Annotated in this window: 11 protein-coding genes and 1 pseudogene; 2 read left to right on the top strand and 10 right to left on the bottom strand. The window is 45.6% G+C overall.

Annotated elements, in window-relative coordinates:
• Positions 1–95 precede the first annotated feature (95 nt).
• The 8 genes from DWV53_RS04850 to DWV53_RS04815 all read right to left on the bottom strand — a co-directional run bounded on the left by DWV53_RS04850 (position 96) and on the right by DWV53_RS04815 (position 18235).
• Positions 96–1805: a RagB/SusD family nutrient uptake outer membrane protein gene (locus DWV53_RS04850; RefSeq protein WP_118152015.1), complete on the bottom strand. Its 1710-nt coding sequence runs from the start codon at positions 1803–1805 to the stop codon at positions 96–98.
• 24 nt (positions 1806–1829) lie between these two features.
• The gene (locus DWV53_RS04845; protein ID WP_118152013.1) at positions 1830–5105 is read right to left on the bottom strand and encodes a SusC/RagA family TonB-linked outer membrane protein; all 3276 of its coding nucleotides are present in this window, start codon (positions 5103–5105) and stop codon (positions 1830–1832) included.
• Positions 5106–6105: 1000 nt separating this feature from the next.
• Positions 6106–6423, bottom strand: a complete 318-nt coding sequence (locus tag DWV53_RS04840; protein WP_118152011.1) for a hypothetical protein — start codon at positions 6421–6423, stop codon at positions 6106–6108.
• Between the two features lie 57 nt (positions 6424–6480).
• Positions 6481–7371 (bottom strand): Rpn family recombination-promoting nuclease/putative transposase, encoded by an 891-nt coding sequence (locus DWV53_RS04835; RefSeq protein ID WP_118152009.1) that lies wholly within the window; start codon positions 7369–7371, stop codon positions 6481–6483.
• Positions 7372–7542: 171 nt separating this feature from the next.
• Entirely contained in the window at positions 7543–9141 is a 1599-nt protein-coding gene (locus DWV53_RS04830) for a DUF5123 domain-containing protein (protein ID WP_118152007.1), read from the bottom strand.
• Positions 9142–9205: 64 nt separating this feature from the next.
• The gene (locus DWV53_RS04825; protein ID WP_118152005.1) at positions 9206–11143 is read right to left on the bottom strand and encodes a RagB/SusD family nutrient uptake outer membrane protein; all 1938 of its coding nucleotides are present in this window, start codon (positions 11141–11143) and stop codon (positions 9206–9208) included.
• A 19-nt stretch (positions 11144–11162) separates the two neighbouring features.
• Entirely contained in the window at positions 11163–14399 is a 3237-nt protein-coding gene (locus tag DWV53_RS04820) for a SusC/RagA family TonB-linked outer membrane protein (RefSeq protein WP_118152003.1), read from the bottom strand.
• A 434-nt stretch (positions 14400–14833) separates the two neighbouring features.
• Positions 14834–18235 carry an Ig-like domain-containing protein gene (locus DWV53_RS04815; protein WP_118152001.1) on the bottom strand — a complete coding sequence of 1134 codons (3402 nt, stop codon included), beginning with the start codon at positions 18233–18235 and terminating at the stop codon, positions 14834–14836.
• A 460-nt stretch (positions 18236–18695) separates the two neighbouring features.
• Here DWV53_RS04815 and DWV53_RS04810 point away from each other — a divergent pair, with 460 nt between their 5' ends.
• Together DWV53_RS04810 and DWV53_RS04805 are read left to right on the top strand one after the other, a co-directional pair.
• On the top strand, positions 18696–20261 hold the full coding sequence (locus DWV53_RS04810; RefSeq protein ID WP_118151999.1) for an ATP-binding protein: 1566 nt from the start codon (positions 18696–18698) through the stop codon (positions 20259–20261).
• Between the two features lie 281 nt (positions 20262–20542).
• Positions 20543–21241, top strand: coding sequence for a hypothetical protein (locus DWV53_RS04805; protein ID WP_118151997.1), 699 nt, complete (start codon positions 20543–20545; stop codon positions 21239–21241).
• Positions 21242–21314: 73 nt separating this feature from the next.
• On the opposite strand, the pseudogene DWV53_RS04800 reads toward DWV53_RS04805, so the two are convergent.
• Positions 21315–23071 (bottom strand): annotated as a pseudogene (locus DWV53_RS04800) (pectate lyase).
• A gap of 31 nt (positions 23072–23102) precedes the next feature.
• Positions 23103–25727: a glycoside hydrolase family 88 protein gene (locus tag DWV53_RS04795; RefSeq protein ID WP_118151995.1), complete on the bottom strand. Its 2625-nt coding sequence runs from the start codon at positions 25725–25727 to the stop codon at positions 23103–23105.
• Between the last annotated feature and the right edge of the window lie 30 nt (positions 25728–25757).

Genomic DNA, 25757 nt, shown 5'->3' with positions numbered 1-25757 from the left:
CGTATCCATCAGGAATTATCTCCCTAGAATACGGTCTTAAACCTAATGATTAACGTATGTCCTGATAAGTTTTCTTATCAACATAATGACTTTGATTAGTAACCAGGATTCTGGTCGGCTAATGTCAGCTGGTCATTGGCATCAATTGCAGCCTGTGGGATAGGGCGAAGAAGCTTCTTGCCGATATACTGGGCAGCCTTGTCTCCCATCTCATGGTTATATTTGGTGCAACGTGTTACCAGGGTTTGGGTTCTTCGAAGATCCATCCAGCGTGCCTCATTACCGAAGTTCTCGCATGCATTCTCATCAAGGATGTCATCGATAGTGATAGTTCCTGTAAGTGCAGAAAGACCAGCGCGCTGGTGAACCTCATTGAGTCGTGCCAATGCCTTAGGATTATCACCAGCCTTCAGATAAGCCTCAGCTGCTACGAGATACATCTCTGGCAAAGTGATGATATGGATGTCGCGATAGCAGGTGTTCTTCTCTGTCTTAGCAGTCTTGCTGTCGTCAAACTTCTTGCATGGACTGGAACCATATACCAGTTGCTGGTTATCGTAATATTCCATATCTCTGCCGTCCATATTCTGTGCTTCCTTGCTCTGTGAATCCATCGGAATGCGATAGGTGTTTGCTCTGTTTGCAGGATCTATAGCCTTCCATGCTTCAAAGTCGGCATCTGTTTCATACCATGCAGAATAGTATCGCGTTACTGGCTTACCTACCAGACTCTCACCATTCTTGTACCAGGTCCAGTAACCGGTACCTGCAGCATTTCCCTTGTTTATATCTGGCAATTCCTTCATGAAGGTAGCATCGTAACGCTGGTCTCCCTTCTTGAAACAATGCAAGGCATAGAGGGTTGGTACATAGCTGGAGGTTGTAGCCTTGATGTTATCCTCGTTTCCACCCAGATAGTTGCAGTAGTAACCGCTCCATTCTGTACCACCTGATGTTGTATTGTTGGCTGTAGCCAAATCATATTCCACATCCCAAAGGAACTCTTCGTTGTCATCGCCCGATCCGTCTGCCTTCCAGAGCTTGGCAAATGGGGTAGTCAGTTTTCTGCCTGCAATCACCTCATCGGCAAGAGCTGCTGCCTTGGAGAAGTAGTCTTGTTTGTTGAGGTCCCATGCTGCAGAAAGGTAGGTTTTGGCTAGGATAGCCTTGGCTGTTTCCTGGCTGATTCTGCCGCCACCCTTGGTAGCTGTTGAAGCCTGAAGCACATTCTTGCTGATAACATCTTCGAGCTCGCTGATGATATAGGCATATACATCTGCAGCAGAAGACTTAGGATATCCTGTGTCTGCTGTGGTGAGGAAGTCCTTCATGATAGGCACACCACCGAAGTTGTTTACCAGGAGATAATACTCGTAAGCAGCCAATACACGGGCTTCGCCTACAAGCTGACCTTTCGTCTTGTCATCAACTTGGGCTGTCTGTGCATAATATGACACAGAGTTGGCTGCACGTATACCTGAATAGAGGTAAGTATAGAGATTCTTGATATCCGTATTTTCTGGAGTCAAGGTCTCGTAAGTGTTCAATGCCTCGTTCATCTTGTTACGGGCATCGGCATACATGTCTGTACCTGCTGAGAAACAGCTAGTGAACAGAGGAGCTGCATAAACGTTTTGCAGATGCTGATAGGCATCATTGACGAGGTTGTTTAATCCCTCTTTTGTCGCAAAAGTCTGTTTATCAGTTACATTCGACTTGTTGCTAGCATCCAGGAAGTCGCTGCAACTTGTCATGGTTCCCATGCAGCAGGCCGCCAATGCTACGCTATATAATATCTTTTTCATAATTGTTTACTTCATTTAATGAGATTAGAACTTAAGATTTACACCAAACTGGTAGGTTACAGATGATGGACCGCCATTCTGCAGATTCTGTGATGCCCACTCTGGGTCGAAGCCCTTGTAGTTGGTGAAGCAGAATGGGTTCAGAACGTTTACATAAACACGGAGATTTCTGATACCTGCCTTGTTTACTACGCTCTTAGGCAATGTGTAACCCAGGGTAATGTTCTTAACCTTGGTGAAAGAGGTCTTCTGATACTGGAAACCTTCTCCCTTGGCTGAACCCTTGTCACCGAAGTAACCACCCATCGAAGTATCGCTGTTGTTTGGATAAGGATACTTTCCGTAGTGGGTCTCTGTGGCGGTTGTAATCTCACCTGTTGCATGATCGATGATTGGTGCTCCCTTTGGTATGTAGTAGTCCAGTTGCATGTGGGCATTACCACGGTCGCCATACTTCATATACTTCTCATGGAAGTAGCTGCGTGACCAGAATCCGCTCTTTGTATAGAACATGATAGAGAAGTCGAAGCCCTTGAAGTAAACATTGGTAGTGAAACTACCGGTCCAGCGTGGATCGGTACAACCATAAATCTGCTTATCGTTGTCGTCAATCTTACCGTCATCGTTCCAGTCGTTTACGGCTACCTGACCTTCATACCACTTATACTTAGTGCCATACTTCTCGTAGAATTCCTTCAGGGTATAGTGCTTGTCACCATTCATGGTGTGCATGGTTACACCCTTGTCGGTGATGACATCGGTATGGGTATAGTCACGGAGTACATTCAGTGGCTCGCCGATAAACCAGTTGTTGGCTACCTCATCAACCTTACCATTACTCAACTCCTTAATCTTGTTCCAGTTGCGGGCGAAGTTTACGTTCGCACTCCAGGAGAAGTCTTTCTTGTTGATGATGTTAAAGTTCAAACCGAGTTCTATACCTCTGTTCTGGACAGAACCTACATTGAAGGTTGAAGTCTTCTCACCAGTTTCGATAGGCACTGAACGTGACATAATCTGACCATCAGAAAGACGGTTATAGAAGTCGGCTGTTACATTGATGCGGTTTTTCAGGAAACTCAGGTCGAGACCTACATCAAATTCCTTTACCTTCTCCCAGATGAGTTCTGTATTTACCAATCCGTTAGGATGATAACCCTGTACCTCTTTGCCATCTATGGTTACATAAGATGGACCTGTAGCAGAAGCGATAGTTACATAGTCACCCACATTGTTGTTACCGGTAACACCATATGACAGACGGAGTTTAGCATTGTCTAACCAGTTGTTGAACTGCTTCATCCAAGCTTCATCAGAGATACGCCATGCTGCAGCTACAGAAGGGAACCAGCCCCATCGGTTGCCGTCTGCGAAGCGTGAGCTGCCATCGGTACGGAGTGTAGCTGTAGCCATGTAACGGCCCTTGTAGGAATAGTTGGCACGGAAAGCAAATGACTCCAATGATGACTCAGTATAAGAACTTGAGAGGGTTTTGTCGCCGCTGGCTGTTCCCAGGTTGTGGAATGTAGTATGGTCGCTGGCGATACCTTTGCCTTCTTCGTACTGATATTCTGTGTTACTCTTGTACAGTGAGAACAGTGCCATGGCACCAACGGTGTGGTCGCCAAATGTGCGGTTGTAGTCAAACTGGTTGTCCCACGTCCAGTCTACACGGGTTGTATTGGCTACTGAACCGAAGTTGGTCTTGTTCTTCTGGTAGTAAGTTGAACCTACGTCGTTACCCTCGTTCAGACCTGTTGCATAGAAGATACCCTGGCGCTTGTGAGAGTAGTTTGGGGAGAAGGTGGTTGTAAACTTCAATCCCTTGATGATGTTGGCACGCAGGTAGAAGTTACCCATCAGTCGGTACATCTTGGTCTCATTGGTGTAGTTGCCGTCATTCAAATCGATGAGTGGGTTATATGTAGATGTAAACTGTGCATCTGAACCAAAGGCTGCCTTTGCTCCCGGGTTAGGAATCAGGTTGCCATCTGCATCTGTTGGAGATACGAATGGGTTAAAATAGAATGCATTCACGTATGGAGAATAAGTACCATCAGTACATACATCCTGGGTGCGGCTCATTGACATGTTGGTAGAGAAACCTGCCTCGAATATCTTGGAGAGCTTGGCATCCATTGCTCCCTTGAAGTTGAAACGCTCATAGTCGTTGCCTTTGAATACGTTCTCTTCTCCCTGATAACCCATACCTACACGGTAGTTTACCTTTTCTGTAGCACCGGCAGCACTGATGAAGTGGTTTTGCTGGGCGGCTGTGCGGGTAACCATCTTCTTCCAGTCGTAACCGTCGAAACTTGGATCCATCATCAGGTCATAAAGTTTGGAGTCTTTGTAGCTGGTTGCTCCCTTGCGGGTCAGGAAGGCAGAATTCAAGTCGGTATTCTTGATGATGTAATGTGGATGTCCATCAGCATCTACACCTTTGCGGCTAGAACCATCGTAGCTCTTTCCATTAAGCGTGGTATATCTGGCAAATCGGTAATCCATAAACTCGTTGGCATCCATAAACTCAGGCATGCGCGCCAACTTCTTGATACCATAATATCCGTCATAAGAGATGGTTGCCTTCTGTGCCTTGTCTGCACCCTTGCTGCCCTTGGTGGTAATCATGATGACACCGGCAGAGGCACGGGAACCATAGATGGCGGTAGAAGATGCATCTTTCAATACGTCGATGCGGTCGATATCATCAGGATTGAGGAAGTCCATGTTGTCGCAAACTACACCATCGATAACATACAATGGCTGTGCCTGCTTGTTGATAGAAGCCTGTCCACGAACCTGAATATTGAAGCCTGCACCTGCGCGGCTACCAGACTGGGTGATGTTGACACCTGGAACAGAACCCTGCAGAGACTCTGCAAGATTGGTAGTACCACGAGCGGCTATCTTTTCTGAGTTGACAGATGCGATAGAACCAGTTACGTCGCGTTTACGCATAGTACCATAACCAACGACAACGACCTCGTCAAGGGCTGCATTGTCATCTTCAAGTACGATGTTCCATGTTTTCTGACTTCCTACTTTAACTTTCTTAGGCTTGCAGCCGATGTAGCTGAAAGTCAAGACCGCATTAGGGTCTGCGTTCTGAATGGTAAACTTACCGTCAAGGTCGGTGATGCCACCTGCTTTACCATTCTGGTCAGTAATGGTTACACCAATCATTGGGTCGCCATTAGCATCCTTAACGGTACCTTGGATTGTTTTCTGCGCAAAAGCGAGGAAACAAACCGAACTCAAGGTCAGTGCCATGCTGGCACGTTTCAGTTGTTGATACATAACGATGTTTGTTTTGTAGGTTATTATTATTTCTTGTTAAGTTTTGGTCTAATTGAACTTATTCGCGATTAGTTGTTGTCGTGTTTGATTCTCAATAGATCATAAGAAATCTTAGATTTTTGATAATAATCTTTAGATTTCTGCTACAAAGGTAATTAAAATTTTTAAAGGTTGAATAAAATAAACGAAAAATCTAACGTAAACGTTTTCGGAAGTGTTGTTTTTACAATATAGCCTTTAATGGTGTTGATTCTGGCTTGCAAGTGAGGCTTATTTGATGGGGCAGGAGGTAGCCGGAATTACGTCACGACGTATCTGTTGCTGCGTCGCGACGCACTGGTTATTACGTCGGGACGCAGCAAATGCTACGTCGTGACGTAATTTCAGCAGCCCATGGTAAGCGGAGCCGCTTACCATGGGGCGTGGCAATAGGTGACAATAGGTGATAATAAAAATACCGCTTATTTCCACCCGTTATTCATTTATAATCAGAGTGTTATAGTACGAGTGGCAGATGTGACAACAGAATCGAAGAAAAAATCGGTTCAATAAATTCGGGCTTTGAAGTAAGCTGATGAAACCATGCACTTCATAGCATGAGTTCTTACGTTTCATAGAGTCGCTACATACCGCTGGGCTGGCACCCAAATATGGCTGCGCTGGCTTGTAGATTCGACTGCGTTGGCTTGTAGATTCGACTGCGTTGGCTTGAAGAGGTGTATTCGTAGCTCGAATGAGGCACTTTATTTGATAGAATGTAGCGGCTGAGTTCGCTGAATGAAGTGGCAGCGTTAGTTGACTGAAGTGCCTGAGTTAGTTGACTGAAGTGCCTGAGTTAGTTGAATGAAATGGCTGAAGTTCCCCAAAAAGAGGGGATGTTATCGCACTTATGACACGCCCTCTATTATTCTACTGAACTTTCGCAAGTGGTTTAAGTACGGGGTGAAGACCCAAAAGCTCCTAGCCCAGGGCGTGTGGGGCAAAATTTGCGAAAGTTCAGTTAATTATATTGTTCCAAATTCTTGATTTCATCGATAGATAAGCCGGTGGATTTTGCAATGACGTCTATTGGAGTATTGTATGCCAACAATTTCAAAGCAATCTTTTTGCTTACCCTTTTCCTCCCTTCTTCGTATCCTTTTTTATAGGCTTTCTCCACGGCATACTTATATACCGCATAATTGTCCCACATGACCATCATGCTGTTGTCGTATTTCTCCTGTTCCTCTTTGGTCAAGGTTTTGGAGTCAGCGTATTCAGCCAATTTCTTGAATATCTTATCAAGAGCTTCGCAAGGGAATTGTTCTACTATCTCCATATATTTCAATTTATAAATCCAAAAATCTAAAAACGTAGTACACGTTTAGAACTCATTTTATTGTTCCAATTTCTTAATCTCTTCGATAGATAAGTCGGTGAGATTGGCAATTTCGTCTAATGGAAAGTTGTGCGCCAACAACTTCAAAGCAAACTCTTTTCTACCTTCTTCTTTGCCCTCTTTCTTACCTTCTATTCTACCTTCTTCTTTGCCTTCTTTTCTACCTTTTTCTATTCCTTTCTCTTCAGCATGCTTATATACAGCATAATTGTCCCACATGACCATCATACTGTTGTCGTATTTCTCCTGTTCCTCTTTGGTCAGGCTCTTGGAGTCGGCGATTTCTGCCAATCTCTTGAATATCTTATGCTGAGCCTCGAAAGGCATTTTTTCTAAAGTCTCCATATGCTTCAAATTATAAATCCAACAATCTAAAAACGTAGTACACTCTTCCTCTTTCTTCTTGAAAAGAGGCATTACCAAGTAGATGAAGCGGATTTTGTTAGAATAAACCTCTCCGCTATCCTTGTCTGCCAGCACAACGTCTGTTCTGAACTTCTTTGGCGTATTTTCATCTACATCAAAGTTCATGAAACAGATAACATAAACAGGTGTGAGATGATAATCCCATTGTCCTTTTATGCCTTGGTCTACTATCGTTTTCGATGCATAGTAGAGAGACCGGTCGATGAAATAGGACTGGCTCCTGTTTTGCATTTCAACGATAATGTGCTCACCTGTGTCAGTTTCGCAAAAGACGTCGTAGATGATACCTCGTTGGTCTTTCGTTTCTGGCAACATCTCCTTGTCCTTAAACTTCACATCAGTGATATGCTGCTCTCCCAAGAGCAGCTGGTTCAAGAACTCTATCAGCAAGTCTTTGCTGTATTCCTGGCCGAAGATTCGTTTGAACGACCAGTCTGAGAATGGGTTGATGTATCTTGCCATATCTTTGCGATTTTATGTTCTCGTTGCAAAGATACGCTTTTTATTCGTAACTTCCAAGAAATTAATTGTAAAAATGAGATAGAGAATAATAGAAAATAAAAAAGTGCAATGCCCGACTTTTGATGAGGACATTGCACCTTTAATCATATTATTTATCAGATGTAAGTACTATTACTGTACAATCCAGCGTGGGTCGCCGAAGTTACCATACTTACTCTGGTATTTGTCTTGGATAGTGAAATCACCTGTTGAAGGTGATAGCCAAAGTTCTGCAGATGAAATATCTACAGGATCTCCAATATGCAACTTTGACTTCCAAGTGAATTCATTGGTATAATATACATCAACGAATGGAGCGTTCTTGTAGCTTGTTGCAGTTGCATCTGTCAATGCTGCACTCTGACCGATGAGGGTGTTGCTAACGTTTGGAATAATATTGGCGTTCTTGTTGGTATCGATGAGATACTTACCGCCCACAACTGCGTCATACAATGTACAGTGATCTACATTCACCTTTGTCATACTGTTGGCTACAGCAATCATAGGACCTGCAGAGAGGTTGGCGATGGTAGAGTTGGTGAGGTTTACTTCTCCCAGCTGTGCTTCAGGAGTATCCTTGCCTGCTGCCAACACACCGTAAGAACCAATCTTATTTATCTGGCAGTCTTTGAAGTTGATGCTGTTGATGGCAGGTGCTATTCCCTTCTGCAGACGGATGATACCACGGGTATTCTTAATGTTACACTTCTCGAACTGAATAGAACCGATGTTATCGTTCTTGTTCAAGTTGATGATGTAGTCTGCGCTATTGTCCTTGTTCTCCAAGTTAAGGTTGTAGAAACGGATGAGGTCTTTAGCACCCTCAATCTTGATTTCCTTTACCTTCCATGTAGAAACGGCGCCAGATGTTCCCCAGAAGTAGATGCTCTTGATGTTGGCTGGGATGGTGAGTCCCTTCTGTTCGCCAGTATCAGAACTTGTCATCTGGTAAGTTGCATTCTTAGGCATCACGATAACAACCTTGTCTGATGTAGCTTCCTCCAAGATGGTACCCAAGTCCTCACCCTCGGCAAGAGTCATGACATCATAGCCTTCTGGGTAAGCTTCTGTAGTCTTGAAAGAGTAAGTACCTCTCAGGTTCTCCTTGTTCCACAACTTCACCTTGTATGAAGAGTTAGCCTTTAAGCCTGTGATGGTCAGCTTACCAGCTGCTACATCCTCGGCAGTGAAGTCAACCTTGGTAGAATCTTCTGAACTCTTGTAATAGTAAACAGCATCGATGGTCTTGCCGGCAATGAAGCTGACGGTAGCAGTGGTTGATGTTACATCAACGCCTGTGATAATCTGTTCAGCCTTGGTCTTGAACTTAAACTTGTCCAAGTATTTCCAGTTAGAAGACTTGCCGTCTAAGCTGCGACCCTTGATACGGATGTAGTACTCTGTATTTCCATCCAGATTGTAGATGCTGTCTGGAGTATCTACAAATGAAGAGTCAACAACGCTATGGTCGGTGCCGCCCATAGGAATATCGTTGTAGAGAGAGTCTGTGCTGTACTCAACGATGTAATAGTCGGTGTTTGGCATCTTCTTGAAGCTCACCTCAGCACGGTCGTCCAGAGGAGTAACCGAAAATTCGATAGAGTGGAACAGGCGGTCGTAGCTGGCGTCAACACTCCAGTCATTGTCATCGGTACAAGATGTCAATGAGGCAAATCCCAGGAGCATCAATGCTCCGGAGATTGCGCTTTTATTTATTTTAGATAAATTCATGATTATTCAAATTTTATCTTTTATTAGAATGGTTGATGAATTGCTTTTCTGTAGCAATCGCTTATTAATAACCATAAGAATTACTCAACTTGCCCTGTGAATCGGCGATACTTGATGTAGCGATAGGGAAGAGGTAGCGGTTCTTTACAGTTGTATTGAGATATGAACTGATGAATGGCAGTTTGCCTTTCAGATTCTTCTGGTCTTTATCGGTTACCTCAGCGCCCCACCAGGTTACATACTCGTAATCGGCAGTATTTTCAGGAGCCTCATACCAGCATACAGAATTCATATCAATCTTTACATCTGTAGCAGTCTTGATGGTCTTGTAATAGAGTTTGGCAGGATACTCATTAATCTGAGCCTCATAGTCTGCCTTAAACTGGTCTATCTTCTTGCTCAGGAGGTTCCAGCGCTCCAACTCATATTTACGTACACACTCACCTGCAAACTCCCAGGCATTCTCGTCAACGATGGCATTGAAGAATGCATCCTTGTCAGAAGAAATGCCAGCTACGTATGCCTTGGCATCAGCCTTGTTGGCATCAGCGAATGCACGCTCATGTACCAAGCCTAGAGCGTCGCGGGCACTCAATCCGTTTACGCCGCCTGTAGTCGCGTCAGGATTGCCGTTAAGCTCATTCATTACTTCTGCATACATCAGGAGAACCTGTGAGTAGCGCAGGGTAATGAAGTTGATACCTGTACATACCTTTTCTGTACTTCCCAAGGCAGCCTGGCGCCATTCCTCGCTCATCTTACGGATATCCCACTTACCGCAGTAGATACCGAATGGTGAGTTCTTGTCGAATGACTCTTTCATTACGCCATCAGTCTCTTTCAGGGTATAAGGAACGCACGTGATGTCACGCCGCTGGTCCTTGTGGTCGTATGACCAGAAGAGAGGAGCTGTCATCTTAACCTTACCTGATGAGTTACCCTTCTTACCATAGCGTGAAGAAGATCCATTGATGCGGACACCGATGGTGTAGCCTAACTCACCACTTCTGTTAACACCCAGTGCTACCTCGAAGAGATTCTCGTAGTACTTGTCATCAAGTTTGTTCTGGTTGATGAGATACCACTCGTTCTCATAGCTTGGGTTCAACTGGTGAATGCCCTTGCTGATGATTTCATTGAGATGAGTCTGTGCCAACTGATAATACTTGGTACGCTCAGCTGCACCTGGACGCTGTGTAGGATAGGTTGGGTCGCTGTTCTCTGCAGCAGTCTCATATCCGTCTTTCTGACTTTCTCGGATAGCCCATCCAGCACGCTGCAAGGCAATCTGTGCGAGCAAGCCATGAGCATAGCCCTTAGTGATGCGCTCTGTGGTATATGAGTTCTCGCCTACCCAGCAAAGGTCTGGGATAGCTCGCTCCAACTCTACGATCATGCTGTCCATGATTTCATCACGGTCAGTCTTGCCTACGTAGATGTTGCTCAAGTCTGTCTTAGTTCCTTCCAGCTTCATTGGCACGTCACCGAAGTTTCTTACCAGGTTGAAGTAGAGGAGTGCTCTTACTGTGATAGCCTCGGCACGGTAGCGATGCATCAGTTTGATGTTGCTCTTGGTTTCATTGCCACTCTGTGTGTCGAAGTTGTTTACGAGCTCGATTACATTGTTGCTGTATTCGATACCCTCGTAAAGCTTGTCCCAGGTGGTCTGAATCTTAGACCAGCTACCAGCTACCATGTTGAAGTTGCAGGCACCACGCTCACTGTTGGTCTGTGAAGTGGTAGATGCGTCCTGACCATCTATCAGCTCTATATCTGAGTTGGTACCGAGGGTGATACCCATCAACTGTCCGTAGATACCCTCTTCTGTCAGTTCACCATATGCCTTGTTCAATACAAGACTAGTATAGTAAGGTGAAGTTGCTACCGCATCAGGAGTGTGCTCCGAAGGTGACTGCTGGTCGAGGAAGTCACTACATGATGTTGTTGTACCGAGCAACAATCCGCTTATCAATAATGCTTTAAAAATATTCTTATTATTCATTGTTATATCCTCCCTTGAATTAGAATGAAACGTTCACACCAAATACGAATGAGCGGCTCTTTGGATAAGCTGCATAGTCGATACCTGGGCACATTGGATTCTTCTTAGAACTTGTATCTGTCTCTGGGTCAGAACCTGAGTAGCCTGTGATGGTTAACAGGTTATAGGCTGTCGCATAGAAACGTACGTTGCTCAAGTTTACCTTCTTGATAAGGTACTTTGGCAAGGTATAACCCAATGTCAATGTCTGCAAACGGAGGAATGAACCGTCCTCTACAGCATAGTCTGTGATAGACATGGTACCTGTTACACAAGGGTTGAATACGCTTGCGTTGGCATTGATGGCATTCAGGGTGTTGTAGATATTCTCGATACCGCCATATTGAGCGATGACAGTTGAAGAAGGCTTTGTCAGGTTGACACCTGTGGCTGGATCAACGCATGTATAGCGGTTGATGAAGTCGTTGTTCAGGTTGTAGCCCTTGCGAGAACCCTGATAGAAGCTAGAAGCCAACTTGGTACCATTTACAATCTTGTTGCCGAATGAGTAGTTGCAGAATACAGATGCATCGAAGCCATGGAAGGTTGCGTTGAAACCGAAACCACCTGTCCAAGGTGCGATGGTGTTACCCAAGCGCTGCTTGATAGCCTTGCCGTTCTCGTCTGCCTCCAACTTGATGGCACCTGGAGCCAATGTTCCACCGATGGTACCTACGGTATTTGCGATGCTGGCATCTGCCAACTGCCAAGCTGTACCGTTCCACTTCAAGTCGCCTGTGCCTGTCTCTGGGTTATAAACAGTATAGAAACCGTTCATTTTGTAACCCCAAACCTCGCCGAGTCGGCCACCTTCTACGATTCGGAAGTTCTGGTTGTCATTGCAGAGAGAACCTGCCCACTTATACTCCTGGAATTCAGCCTGGCTGTTCAGCTTGTCTATTTTGTTGCGGTTGTAAGAGATGTTGCCAGTGAAACCGAGTGTGAAGTCCTTCTTGTTGATGATGTCAGCATTGATGGTGAACTCGAAACCCTTGTTGGAGGTCTGACCGAAGTTCTGATACTGGTTAGCATATCCCGAAATAGATGGGATGTTGGTCTGCATCAGCAAGTCCTTGGTTGTATTCCAATAGAAGTCGAGGGTACCATTGATACGACTGTTGAAGAAGCCGAAGTCGAGACCGAGGTCACGGGTGATGGTTGTTTCCCACTTCAGGTTTGGATTAGACAAAGTCTTGTGCTCCAGCATGGTAGTGAAATTGCCATCGAAGAATGGCAATTTTGCAGTAGCATCAGACAATGAGTAAGTTGCATCAATCAAACCACTCTTGATACGGTTGTTACCTGCAGTACCATAAGAGAGACGGAACTTCAAGTTTGATAACCAGCTGGCTGTACTCTTCATGAACTCCTCCTCGCTTACACGCCATGCGAAAGCTGCTGATGGGAAGTAACCCCATCGGTTGCCTGCAGCAAACTTAGAAGATGCATCGGCACGGAGAGTAGCTGTGAAGAGATATTTCTCAGCGTAAGAGTAGTTGATACGGCCGAAGTAAGACAGGAGGTTGTCCTTACGGCCGATGGTGTTAACGTTAGGGAGAGCTGTACCGGCAGCCTGGTTAGCCAAAGCTTCCTTGACACCGAAAGTAGTAGGGAAGGCTACGGTTGTAGAGGTGTAGCTCTCATCCTGAGATGACGACCACTCCTGACCTACGAGTACATTGAGCTTGTCACCCTTCAGCAGGGCGTTCTTTGTATCGTATGTCAAGGTGTTGGCATTACGCCAGTTCTTGTTGTCCTTACGTATAAGCTGAGTCTGTGGCTGACCTGAGTAACCGAACTTAGAGTTGCGTGATGCGTATGTACCCCAAGCTTGTTCTGTCTTCTCATAGCTCCAGGAGTAACCAAATTCAGAGCGGAAGGTGATGCCCTTGAATGGCTTCCAGTTCAAGCCGGCATTGTAGTTCTGACGGAAACGGCGCTGCTGTTTGTAGGTATCATCCATACGCTGTGTAGGACAAGCCTCTGTGCTGTTTGAGCTTTCATCATCGTCATCGCCGCTGATGAACAGAGGATCTACTGGGCGGAATGTAACTGTCTTGGCTACAATAGAGTTAGAGGCATTGCTCTCGTTGGTATCAGCACCAGACCCCAAACCATTAATCTTGGTATAAGCCAAACGAGCATTGAAGTCCAATGTCAACCATTTGTTCAACTTACTGTTGAGCTTAGCGTTAATATTGTCCTTGGTATAGTCAGAAGCCTTCATGATGCTCTTGTCGTCAGTACGGGCATAGCTGATGTTGTACTTTGTCTCCTTGGTACCACCATTTACAGCTACGTTGTAAATCTGCTGCAAGCCTGTGCGGCCGAAGAGGTCGTCCTGCCAGTTGTTACCCTTTACAGACTTCCAAATTCCCATATCATCGTAGTCACCATACTCAGTGTTACCTACTTCATACTGATAGAGAGCGTAGTTGTAAGGATCCATAACCTTGGTCTCCTTAGCCATCTTCTTGAAACCTAAAGATGCACCAAAGCTCACCTGAGTCTTACCCTCCTTACCACTCTTAGTAGTAACAATGATAACACCATTGGCACCACGGGCACCATAGATAGCTGTTGAAGAGGCATCCTTCAATACGTCGATAGTCTCGATTTCGCTTGGAGCGATATCGCTAATAGAACTTACAGGGAAGCCGTCAACGATGTAGAGAGGAGAGTTATCCTGTGAAAGAGAACCACCACCACGCACGCGGATTTTGATGTCTGCATCAGGCGAACCTTCTGTAGTTGTGATGCTTACACCGGCAAGTTTACCAGTCATGGCCTCGCCTACACTTGAGACAGGGATGTCTGCAAGCTCTTTGGAACCGATGGAAGCCACAGAACCAGTAAGGTCCTTCTTTTTCATCGTACCATAACCGATTACTACGACATCGTTGAGGGTGGTGTTGTCATCCTCAAGCTTTACATCGATCGTTTCTTTACCTGCAACGCTTACTTCCTTAGCTTTCATACCAATGTATGAAATCTTCAGTTTCTTGCTTTTGCCTTTTAAGTTTACTGTGAAGTTACCGTCAAGGTCGGTCACGCCACCATTGCCAGCTACACCTACCTCCATGACAGATGCGCCGATGATTGGCTCGCCCGTATTGTCAGTAACAACACCTTTTACTGTTTGTGCAGATACACTTGTTACTACGAACATCAGTGCGCCTGCCAAAGCAATTTTCTTTTTTCTAAAATTACCAGACATACACTTTAGGTTTAGATAAAACTTATTCTAAATTACTAATATTCTAATGTTTTTATTTAATGTTTTTAAGTAGAATTCCAGTTCTGAGCAAATGCCTGCTGAAGGGATGTTCCTCTTGGAACCCGAAGACTCCGATGGGGCTACCTAGATGCGTAGCAATAGCTAAGTCTTGGTTTTCTTGTTGCAAAAGTATATAAAAAATATGAGAATATAGGTATATTGGGGGTAAAAAATTACGTAAACGTTTACAGATTTTTGAGTAAATACTCTGTTTTTTACATTTCGACGGTCTGTTTTCTCAGTTCCCGTTTTTGCTGTTTCGGAAGTTGAGGGAACAAAAAAAAGTGCAATATCCGGCACCCTTCTGAAAGAAGATGGGGATATTGCACTCCGAATGTTATCTGTCAATCTAATTACTTATGGTCTCTGTTTCTTTACTTTACGATGACCTTGCTTGTCTTCTTGCTGCCATCTGCCAGGGTCTTCACAATGATGTTGATACCCTTCTGAAGATTTGAGAGCTGGGTGCCGTCGGCTGCATAGATGGCAGTCTTGATGACTGCTGCATCTGTAGCTGAGGCAATGTTTTGGATGCCGGTGCCCTGACCAACAACTGTAGCTTCGCTCAAACCGCCCATCTCGTTGGCTGTACGTACGCTCCATGTTGCAGTGGCGTCATCAACGATATAGTTAGGAGTGATGGTGAAGTCTACTACCTTGCCGTTCTTGCATACTGCCCAGAGAAGAGCGTAGTCGTTATTGTCCCAAGCGAGGGTTGTGCCGTTCAGCTTAACGTTGCTAGGTGCTGATGCCTGCTCGGTAGCTGCAGTTGGATCCCAGTCATCATCCTGACCCATTACAGTTTCAATGGTGTAGGTTGCTGCTTCCTCTGCTGTGAGGATAGGGTCTCCTGCTGTTTCATTACGACGGTTTACATAATTGTCACCATCCTTTGAATCGTAGGCATCGTAAACTTTCTTTCTGTCCTTGAGGTTTACTACGCTACCTGTTGATGTGTATGAGTTGTATTCAGCGAAACGCTTAGGGTAACCGCCACTCATCTCGTTCCATCCTGCTGCTGAAGGGATAGCTTCCATCTTGGTGTCGATGTAGAGTGCAATAGGTGTGCCTTTGCCCCATGGACGACCTAAGGTGTAGTTACCATTCAGGTCTTTTGCCTCAGTAGCATCCTTGATGGTACAGTCTTTGAAGATGTATCCATACTTCTTTGGTTGAGAAGGAACTGCGAGATAGCCTCCCTTTTCGCAAATCCAGAGTTCTACATTATTATAATATACATCACCCTTACCGCAGAGGTAGTCGGTACGACCACGAAGGATTCCGTCTTCGAAGTAGAATTTACCGTTCTGGTTGTTTGATACGTAGGTGTCCTGGTAAGCCCAGAGGCTTACGTTCTTACAGATGGTCTTGTTGCTCTGGTCGTTGAGTACGATGTCGCGACCTTTGGCATCACCCATACTGCTGTACATCTTCAGATCCTGGAAATAGGTGTTTGTTGCTCCCTTCTGCAAGCAGAGTACGTCACCCTTGCCGATACCTTCCAATACGTTGGCTGATTGGCCTGAGTTTGGAACGGTGTTGGTCAGTGAGGTGTTGTCCATGCCTTCACCAATGATTGATACGTTTGGCGTATTCATATAGGTGGTTGGGTTAGCATAACTCTTGCCGTCGCTACCTGTTACCTTACTCTTCTCGTCTGCAGGAATCTTGTAGTCGCCCTGCTTGATGAAGATGCGGAAACGCTTGCTAGTATCTGTACGCTTAGCTGCTGCATCAAGTGCTGTCTTGAAGTCGCCGTCGGTTGGGACGATGAAGTCGTAGAGAGCCTTGGTTACAGCTGGCTTGGTCTTGGTAGTGAAGTTCAGAACGATTTCCTGGTCTGTGGCATTGTCTGTCAAATCGGCTACCGAACCTGCAGCGAGTGTGAAGGTATAAGCTGTAGCGTAGTTCAAGCCTTTGTATGCAAAGGTGATGGTCTTGCCGGATACGGCTCCTTCAATCTTTTGTGTGCCGAGTGTAGCGGCTGCGTTGTCGGTGAGTTTTACCTTCTCATCAAAAGTCAGTACAATCTTGCCGTTGGCAGATGCGTTGGTTGCGCCTTCTGTTGGTATGGTGCTTACGAGTACAGGGGCCTTGCCGTCGTTAACGAGCTGGGCAGTGCCTGTGATGTAGATATTTGTGATAGAGATTCCGTCGTTGTCGCCTGTTGCTCCCTTGATGGAAGAAGTCTTGTCGGCAATCCAGCGGATGTATACTTCTGCCTTGTTGTTGGCATCGGATGGGAGAGTGAACTCTCCGTCTGTCCAGGCTTTGGCTCCTGGCATTTTGATGGCACCTACTTTGGTCCAGTCGGTTCCGTTGAGAGAGTATTCTACATTATATGTTTCGTATGCGTTATAATTGTAGAGCATGCTGCTCTTTACCTTGATGTCGGTAAAGGCTGTTGCGTTGACCTTGGTCTGCCAGTAGGTCTCACCCAGTGGCTTGGTTTTCTTGGAGGTCCAGTTTACAGCTGCATTCTTTCCTTCGTAGCCGCCAGCACTGTTGCTCTTGTCGAGCCATGTGTATGTATTTCCGTCTGCATCGCGCAGAATGAGCTGGTCTACATCGTTGTCTTCTGCAGCGAAGTCTGCTGTACGACCTTCTCTTGCTGACTTATAGAAGTCCCAGCCTGCGATGAAGTCTTTTGCAGAATATGCAGCAGTGTATGATTGGTCGACATTCATCTTTATTTTGCGTTCTGCTCCTGTTTCACCATCATTCCAGTTGGTAAAGGTGAGGATGTCGTTGCTGCTGGCTGTGAGGGTTACTTCTGTTCCCTCTTCATACATGTTCTTTCCTTCAACAATGGTTGGGACAGGAGAGGCACTTATCATATAGTCTTTTGCTCCACCTTCAACCTTGTAATTCAATGCGTAGGTGTTTATCTTCTCAAAGTTTGCCTTCAATGCTGTGTTGGTTGAGATAGAGAAGGTGTATGCTTCATCTGTAGATACCACCTGGTTGTTGGCATCTGTCCAGTTGATAAACTTGTAGCCGAAATTCTTTGTTGCTGTTACGGTGATTGATGTCTCTGCATCAAATACGGTTCCTGCAGGAGATACTTTGACTGTTCCTGCTCCTACGGTTGAAACGGCAGCCGACAGGGTGTACTGCTCAACCTGCTGAACGGTTCCGTTCAAGAGACCATTGATGTGTACATCGGCAAAGCCTTGCTGCTTAGCAGAGCCAACACCGACAGTGCAACTTAGCGTGAAGCCTTCAGCTGATGTCAGTTGGGCTTGCTGCTCGGCAGTGAGCTGGATGACGATATGGTTGGTCAGGTTTTCGTGATCCTTATATTTGTCATCCGCTGTAGTTTTGTTGTCTCTTAATGCCGTGAAATTACCCAAGTCTACAGAAGTTCCGTTGCTAAGTTTTGCGGTTACGGTTACTCCATTTTCTGCATCTGTACCGAATCGGTTTACATAGGTACTGATAGATGTTGGGGTGAATGTAAGACCCTTGCTTGGTTTTACGGTCCATTCTACGGCTTTTGTTGTGCCAACAGGACCGAAACCAGCCATGACCATCTTGTTTCCGTCTTTGTCTTTTGTAGTCTGTGATGTCTTGAGAGAATACTTCAAGTCACCGGTGTTTACGGAAACCAGACTGAAACCATTTTCTGGTGATTTAGTGTACTGCGTAGCGTAGTTGTCGTCATTAAACGGCCATGAAATGCTAGCTTCTTCGTTCTGGTAGGTTTGCGCATTTGCCACTACCATAACAAACAGGGCTATGAGTGAGAGCCCCAATCTGAGTAGATTTCTTTTCATTTGTTTGCCTTTTAGGTTGTTATACTTATTATAATTTTTATTTTCAGTTTATATTTTAAGTTTGTTGGTGCAAAAATACACTTATTATTTCTATTTAAGAACTTTTTGTTTCAATTTTGTTGTAAAAGCTACGTAATCGTTTTCGTACATTTCCGTCTTTTTATCTCTCTTTCCTTTTGCCAAATGAGAATTAAGTCGTACTTTTGCAGGCGTAAAACAAACGAATTTTAAACCAAATTATAATAATAAATCACAGAACTTTCGCAAGTGGTTCAAGAACGGGCTGAAGGTCCAAAAGCTCCTAGCCCATGGCGTGTGGGGCAATACTTGCTATCTTTACAGTACTTCCTTATCTCCTTTCATTTCTTGATAAGTGAAAGTTAAGTTATTTGATTTTTTCTTTGGTTAATTCAGATTTTCTTTGTAATTTAGCCGCGCAAAACGTAAAGTTTGTAAGATTATGGCAAAAATAGTAAATAAATACCCTGTGGGGATACAGACATTCGAAAAACTCCGTGAGAAAGGTTATCTCTATGTAGATAAGACCCAATATATCGTGGATTTCAGAGAAAAGCAGATGTCGTATGTCTTTCTGAGTCGTCCAAGACGATTCGGAAAGTCGCTCTTTGCCTCTACTCTTCAAGCTTATTTCGAGGGTAGAAAGGAACTCTTCGAGGGATTGGCAATAGCAGATTATGAGAAGGATTGGGTGAAGCATCCTGTGCTTCATTTTGATATGAGCGGTGCCAAGCACTTTGATGCTGATGCCTTGAACAGTTATCTGAATCTGCAGCTTTTGCCCTATGAAAAGCTATACGGTAAGGGAGAAGGTGAAAAATATCCTAATGAAAGACTGGATGGTATCGTAAAGCGTGCTTATGAGCAAACGGGCGAAAAGGCGGTTGTCATCATCGATGAATATGATGCCCCATTGCTGGATGTGGTACATGAGAAGGAGAACCTGCAGCCCCTCCGCCGCATCATGCAGAACTTCTACAGTCCTCTGAAAAAGCTCGACCCATACCTGGAGTTTACCTTCATCACGGGTATCACCAAGTTCTCGCAGCTCAGCATCTTCAGCGAGCTGAATAACCTCGACAATATCAGCATGTTCGACCAGTACTCCGCCATCTGCGGTATCAGCAAGACGGAGCTTATCACGCAGATGAAACCGGATATTGAGGCTTTGGGAGAAGACCTGGGTATGACGTATGAGGAGTGCCTGTCAGAGCTGACAAGATTCTACGACGGCTATCATTTCAGTAAGAAATCTGAAGATGTTTTCAATCCGTTCAGCCTGGTAAAGGCACTGAATGCACGGGATATTGCTCCTTACTGGTTTGGCTCGGGTACTCCGTCTTATCTTATTAAGACATTGCAGAAGTATCACGTCAATGTGATGGATATTGAGAAGAAATCATGTGATGTGGATGACTTTGATGTTTCGCCGGAAATGATGACTTCTGCGCTTCCGTTGCTCTATCAGAGCGGTTATCTCACTATCAAGAAGTATAATCCGATGCTGCATCGTTATACTTTGGAATATCCTAACAGGGAGGTAAAGATTGGTATGCTCAAGAGTCTTGCACCTAACTATCTTTCACCAATATCTTTGGATAATAACAGCCTGGTGGGTGATTTCCTGGAAATGCTTTATGATGGAGATGTAGAGGGAGCAATGATTCGATTGAAAGCATATCTTGCCAGCATCTCCAACCGTTTGAGCAATAAGAACGAACGGGATTTCCAGACGGTGTTCTATCTTATCTTCAACCTGATGGGCGCTCATATGAGGGTAGAGGAGGATAGTGCAATAGGCAGGGCTGATGCAGTGGTATATATGCCTGATGCTGTATTTGTTTTCGAATTGAAGTATGATGGTTCTGCCGAAGAAGCAATCAAACAGATAGATGAAAAGGGATATCTGATTCCATATTCTGCTGATGGTAAACGCTTGTTCAAAATTGGTGTTAATTACGATAGTAATCAGCGGACAATTAGTGATTGGAAGATAAAGGAAGGATAAAATACTGTACTTTAGTATATAGTTCTGCAACGGGCTGAAGGGACTGCTATCTCTTCAGCCCGTTTGGTGTCTGCTAGCTAAAACTCTCTTATATCCTGGTACTTGACGTTTGAATTTACGTAATTGTTTTCGTAGTTTTAGCTCATTTTGGTTCAAATTTTTCTGAGATTCTCAAAATGATTTGCTAATTTTGCCAACGAAACCAACTAGTAAATGAATCAAACTAAAATAAAGTTATTCAGCAACTAATTAATAATATATAAACTTAAAATAAAACGATTATGAAGAAATTCTTTACTCTTATCGCAGCCGTAGCTTTGGCTGCAAGTGTTAATGCTCAGGGAACTTATGCTGTGCAGGTAGGTGACAAGGTAAATGCTGGTGATAGGATTACGTCAGTAAAAAATGTCACTTTGACTTATATGGAGAATGCTGGTACTGCTTTTGCAGATGGTAAGGCTGTGGATAACTGGGCTGATGCCAATTTTGTGGCTTATGTATCTGGTAAGAACAGTGGTAAGTTGGTGTCTGGTGCAGAGCCTACTGGATGCGCTTACAAGTTCGAGACCACAAAAGCAGGTTCTTTAACAGTAGCAGTTCAATTGAATGGAAACAAGGGCTTCCATATCTTGGATGCAGATTTTGCTGAGGTAGCTCCTGCTTCTTACAATTTGCCAAGTGCCAAGGATGGCGATTCTCAGACTTTAGAACAGAATGAAAAGGGCGAGAACATTATTGCAGAGAAGTCTAATGGTACTGTAACCTTCAGCGTTGCTGAAGGTGGTACATACTATGTTTTCGCTGCAGGTACTAAGATGGGCTTCTTCGGCTTCACGTATGAGGCTGGCACACCAACAGGCATCTCTTCTGTAAAATCTGAGGCTGCTCAAAATGGAAAAACATATAACCTCGCTGGTCAGCAGGTTTCTGACTCTTACAAGGGCTTGGTAATCAAGAACGGTAAGAAGTATGTAAAGTAACAGATTGTGTAAACAGATAAAACAAAAGGGCATTCCCAAACGAGGGGATGCCCTTTTTGTTTTATAAGAAGTTTTATTCCTTTGTTACCTTATCCACTATGGTCTTTCCGTTCTGAAACAGCATCTTGCGGATGTTGATGCCTTTTTGAGGAGCAGAAAGGAGGGTGCCGTTGAGGCTGTAATACGTTACTTTGAACAGTTCACTTGGATTGGAACCGGTGATTTGTGAGATGCCTGTAGGATTCTTCCATGCAGGATAGTATTCATCTACATTGCTCTCGGCATCAGCATTGCCCTGCTTCATGATGTCCTCAACCAGCGAATTGGCGTAAACCTCAAGGTTGGTGTAGTACTCCTTGCTGTCAAGCGAGTAGGTCAGGGCGTCAGTGGCATCGTTTGGATCTAAGCCGTTGGCAATCTCCCATGCATCTGGAATTCCGTCTTTATCAGTGTCGAAGTCGGCTGGGCGAGTAGCGGTGCCGAAGTTTGCCTCGGTGTAGCCGTTTACATCTGATACCTTGTCGATGATGCCAGGTGATTGGGTAATGCTTCCCTTATACTTGGCTGTACCGGTCTTAGCCTCTTCCATGTAGCGCGCATCAATCTCATCGCGGTAGAGTGAGGCTCCGCTGTATGCCAGAACCTTGCTGAAGGATTCGTCAGCAGAGTGGGTGGTAACCTCTCCTGTTGGAGCAGGAGCGTCCATCTTGATCTTGACACAAGACTTGCCGCTGATGGTTACATGGGCAACATTGTCACCATAAAAGTTTTTGGCATCCGGACTGTAGTATTCTCCGTTCAGGCTTGGAATGCCTTTGTCGTAGCTGATACCTTTCCAATCCTGATTCTTGGTAACAGAACCCTTGGTGGTTTCGGTGGTGTTTCCGTTGATGAAGTAACGGCTGGTCATGTCGTATAACTCAGGATGATTCTTGTCGGAGTTGCTGCTGTTAGATAAGGTAACCAGGGTGATACTTTAAGTCCCTGGCTAGGTCCAGCCTTGTAGTAATTGTTCACGATGTTGATCTGTCCTCCGCCCGGACCGCCATAGCAGGTTCCTTGTGCATTATACATCACACAGTTTCGAAAATCGACGTTCTCTGCCTGTACGGCGTTCTGCCATTTGTAGGTGCTGTATTCCTTGTTGGAAGTATAGCCTGTCCATCCATATCTGGCACCATTGAATCGAGGACCGCGGTTCATGAGATGGCCTACGAAGTTGTGGTGGAAGCTGGCTAGCTTACCGCCCCAGATACCACCATAGCCGTGTGCTCCTTTGGAGTGGCCCGGATTGGTGAGGCTTTCGGCTACAGTACACCACTGCATGGTGAAATTGTTGTTGTCGTAGAATGAAGCCACCTCATCGATGCTCCAGCTGAAGGAACAGTGGTCGAAGATGATGCCGGTCTTGTTGCGCTGCCAGGTAGCATCCGCACCGTCATTGATGTTCTTTTCCTGTCCGCGGCGTATGCGGAGGAAGCGGATGATATTGTTGTTGCCCGGTTGAACTGTATAATAGCGCAGGGTGATGCCCGGAGATGGGGCTGTCTGTCCGAGAATGGTGATGTTGTCAGCAAACTTGAGATCAGACTTCAGGGCGATGACGCCAGCCACATCGAAGACAATGATTCTATTACTCGACTTGACAGCCTCTCTGAAAGAACCCGTTCCGCTGTCGTTGAGGTTAGTTACGTGTACTACTTTTCCGCCTCTTCCGCCGGTTACGTATCTTCCGTGACCTTCTGCGCCCGGAAAGGCTGGAGCTTGTGCCAAAGCAGCAGCACTCATAAGCGCTGCTGCCATACTTGTTAATATTTTCTTGTTATTCATTTTAAAAATGATGTATTCAAATCTTAGCAGTTTACTTATTCAGTCCCTGCATTTCCATTTCCAGACTAGCCCAGATGAAAGGACCTACGCCCTTGGCATCATTGTCGCGGATAGGCTCGCTCATGTAATAGTCGAAGCTTCCATCGCGCTTGAAGTTTGGCTTCTTGACGTATGGACCAGGGCCAGGGCCGAGTCCGCTGACAGCACAGCAGCGTGTAAGGCTGATGGTCTTGTCTGGGTTTACCTTGATGAAGTTGTTCAGGATACCCTCATAAGCCTTGATACCTGCTTCCTGATATTCCTTTCCGAGGTATCCCTTGCGGTAACCCTTGAGGAGAACATAGGCAAACATGCTTGAAGCGGTGCTCTCGAGGTAGTTGCGAGGATCCTTTACGTCCATCACATCGTACCATACACCCGTCTTCTTATCCTGATATTTCACCACGCTCTTCATAGCCTTATTTAATAAGGTGATGATTTCGCCGCGGCGAGCATAATCTTCAGGCATGGCATCAAGGCATTCGGTCATCGCCATGACGTACCATCCGAGGGCTCTTGCCCAGGTATGCTGGCTCTTTCCATCTTCCTTGTTTGCCCAGAACTGGCTGTGGGTTTCGTCCCAAGCATGCTTCCAGAGCTGAGTCTTCTCGTCGTAGGTACGCAGGTCGGTCTTCACAATCTGGTCTACCGCATCGTCGAGAATCTTCTTCGCCTTCTTAGGCTTGAGGTTCTGAACGGCGTAGTTGCAGTAGAAAGGCAGTCCCATGAAGATGCCGTCGAGCCAAACCTGGTTGGCGTAGATTGCCTTGTGCCAGTAAACGCCTTCCTTGGTGCGAGGCTGGTTCTGCAACTGCTTGAAGAGCGTCTTCAGTGCCAGTTCGCTGCTCTTGCTAGGGAAGAGGTTGTGCATGCGGAGGATGAACTTCGCAGTGCGCACATTGTCGAGGTTGAAATCCTCATATTTGTAGCCTGTGATGTTTCCCTTTTCGTCAATCATCTTGGCTGGATATTCTTTCAGATAGTTGATGATTGCCTCGTTGTTGGCTTCGGCATCAGCTCCCTTGAAGGTGCTCTTTCCGCCTTTGTAATGGAGGTAGGTGTCGAGCATACCTTCCATCTCAATGCCCATTACGTAGCTCCACTTTGGCTTCTTGCTGAAGTCGAGCAGGTAAGACTGAGGTACGCGCTGCATCTCGCTGTGAGTGAGCCACTCTGAGTAGGTCTGGTAAGGACGGTCTTCCTTGTTGAGAACCAGGGAGCCGTTGATGATGAGGTTGTCAAACTTCACGTTTCTTGTCTTGCCGGTAACCTTGGTAGGCTGCTTGATGACACCGTCGAACTTACAGTTCTTTACATGGATGTCGTATACGTTTTCTACCTTGTTTCCACCGATGATGAGCACACCGTAGTTACTCTTCTGGCAGGTAACATCTTCCATGCTCACGTTGCGCACGGTAGGTTCAAATCCGCGGTAGCAAGCCTCTCTTGGCTCATAGTCGAGGTTGATTTTGAGCACGGCTTCCTTACACTGTCCTACGGTAACCTTGCGCATGTGGATGTTCTGGATGAGTCCGCCGCGGCAGTTGTTGGTCTTGATGCGGAGGATGCGCTCCAGGTGAGGAGAATCCATCTCGCAGTTCTCGGCGTATACATTCTCGCATCCGCCTGAAATCTCAGAACCGATGACTACGCCACCATGTCCGTCTTCCATGCGGCAGTTGCGGATGATGATATTCTTGGATGGTTTGTTCCAGAGACGACCGTCGTTGTTTCGTCCGCTCTTGATGGCGATGCAGTCGTCGCCGGTGTGGAAGATACAGTTCTGGATGAGTACATTCTCGCATGCCTCAGGGTCGCATCCGTCTCCGTTAGGTCCTTCGTTCCAGACAGTTACGCCGTCTACCGTGATGTCCTTGCAGAGCAGAGGGTGCATCACCCAGAAAGGCGAGTTGATCATCTTTACATCCTTGATGAGGATGCGCTCAGAGCGTACGAAGTTGACGAGCTGAGGGCGGAGACCCTGTCCCATACCGAACTTACGCTCATCAAAAGGCACGCCGTCTTCTGCCATTTTCTGCAGTCTGGCGCGGGAGCCCATCTTCTGGTGTTCCTTGGTTACGCCCTCCTTGTATCCGAAGTGAGGGTTGCCGTTCCACTGCCACCATGTATCATTGTTGCCGCCTCCGTCGATGGTACCTCTACCGGTAATGGCGATGTCGGAAACCTTGTAGGCATAGATGCATGGAGAGTAGTTCCAGCATGCCAGTCCTTCCCATGCGGTGCGAACCAGCGGATAGAGTTTTGGCTCAAAGGCAAACTGCAGTACGGCACCTTCTTCGAGATTCAGTTCTACGAAGCTCTTCATCTCAATGGCTCCTGTGCGCCAAGTACCCTTCGGTATGACTACGGTACCGCCACCTTTCTTAGAAACGAGAGCGATGAGTTTGTTGATTGCCTTCTGGTTCTGTGCAGCCGAAGCGTTCTGCTTGGCTCCATAGGCAGAAATAACATACTTCTTGGTTGCCTGCTTGATGTTAGGCAACTGTATGCTCTGTTCAATGCGCTGATATTCAGCATCGTTCCATCCATTATCTGCCCAAGCGCAGGTAGGGATGAGGAGCAGAGCAACGAGTAGGGTCTTAAAGAATTTCTTCATTGTCTTTGTTCTAGTTTTATGATTTTTAAA

It is taken from the genome of Segatella copri (assembly GCF_003465495.1).
GTDB lineage: Bacteria > Bacteroidota > Bacteroidia > Bacteroidales > Bacteroidaceae > Prevotella > Prevotella copri_G.
The sequence above is the reverse complement of the archived record's forward strand: the minus strand, read 5'-3'. Positions and strand labels throughout refer to the sequence as shown.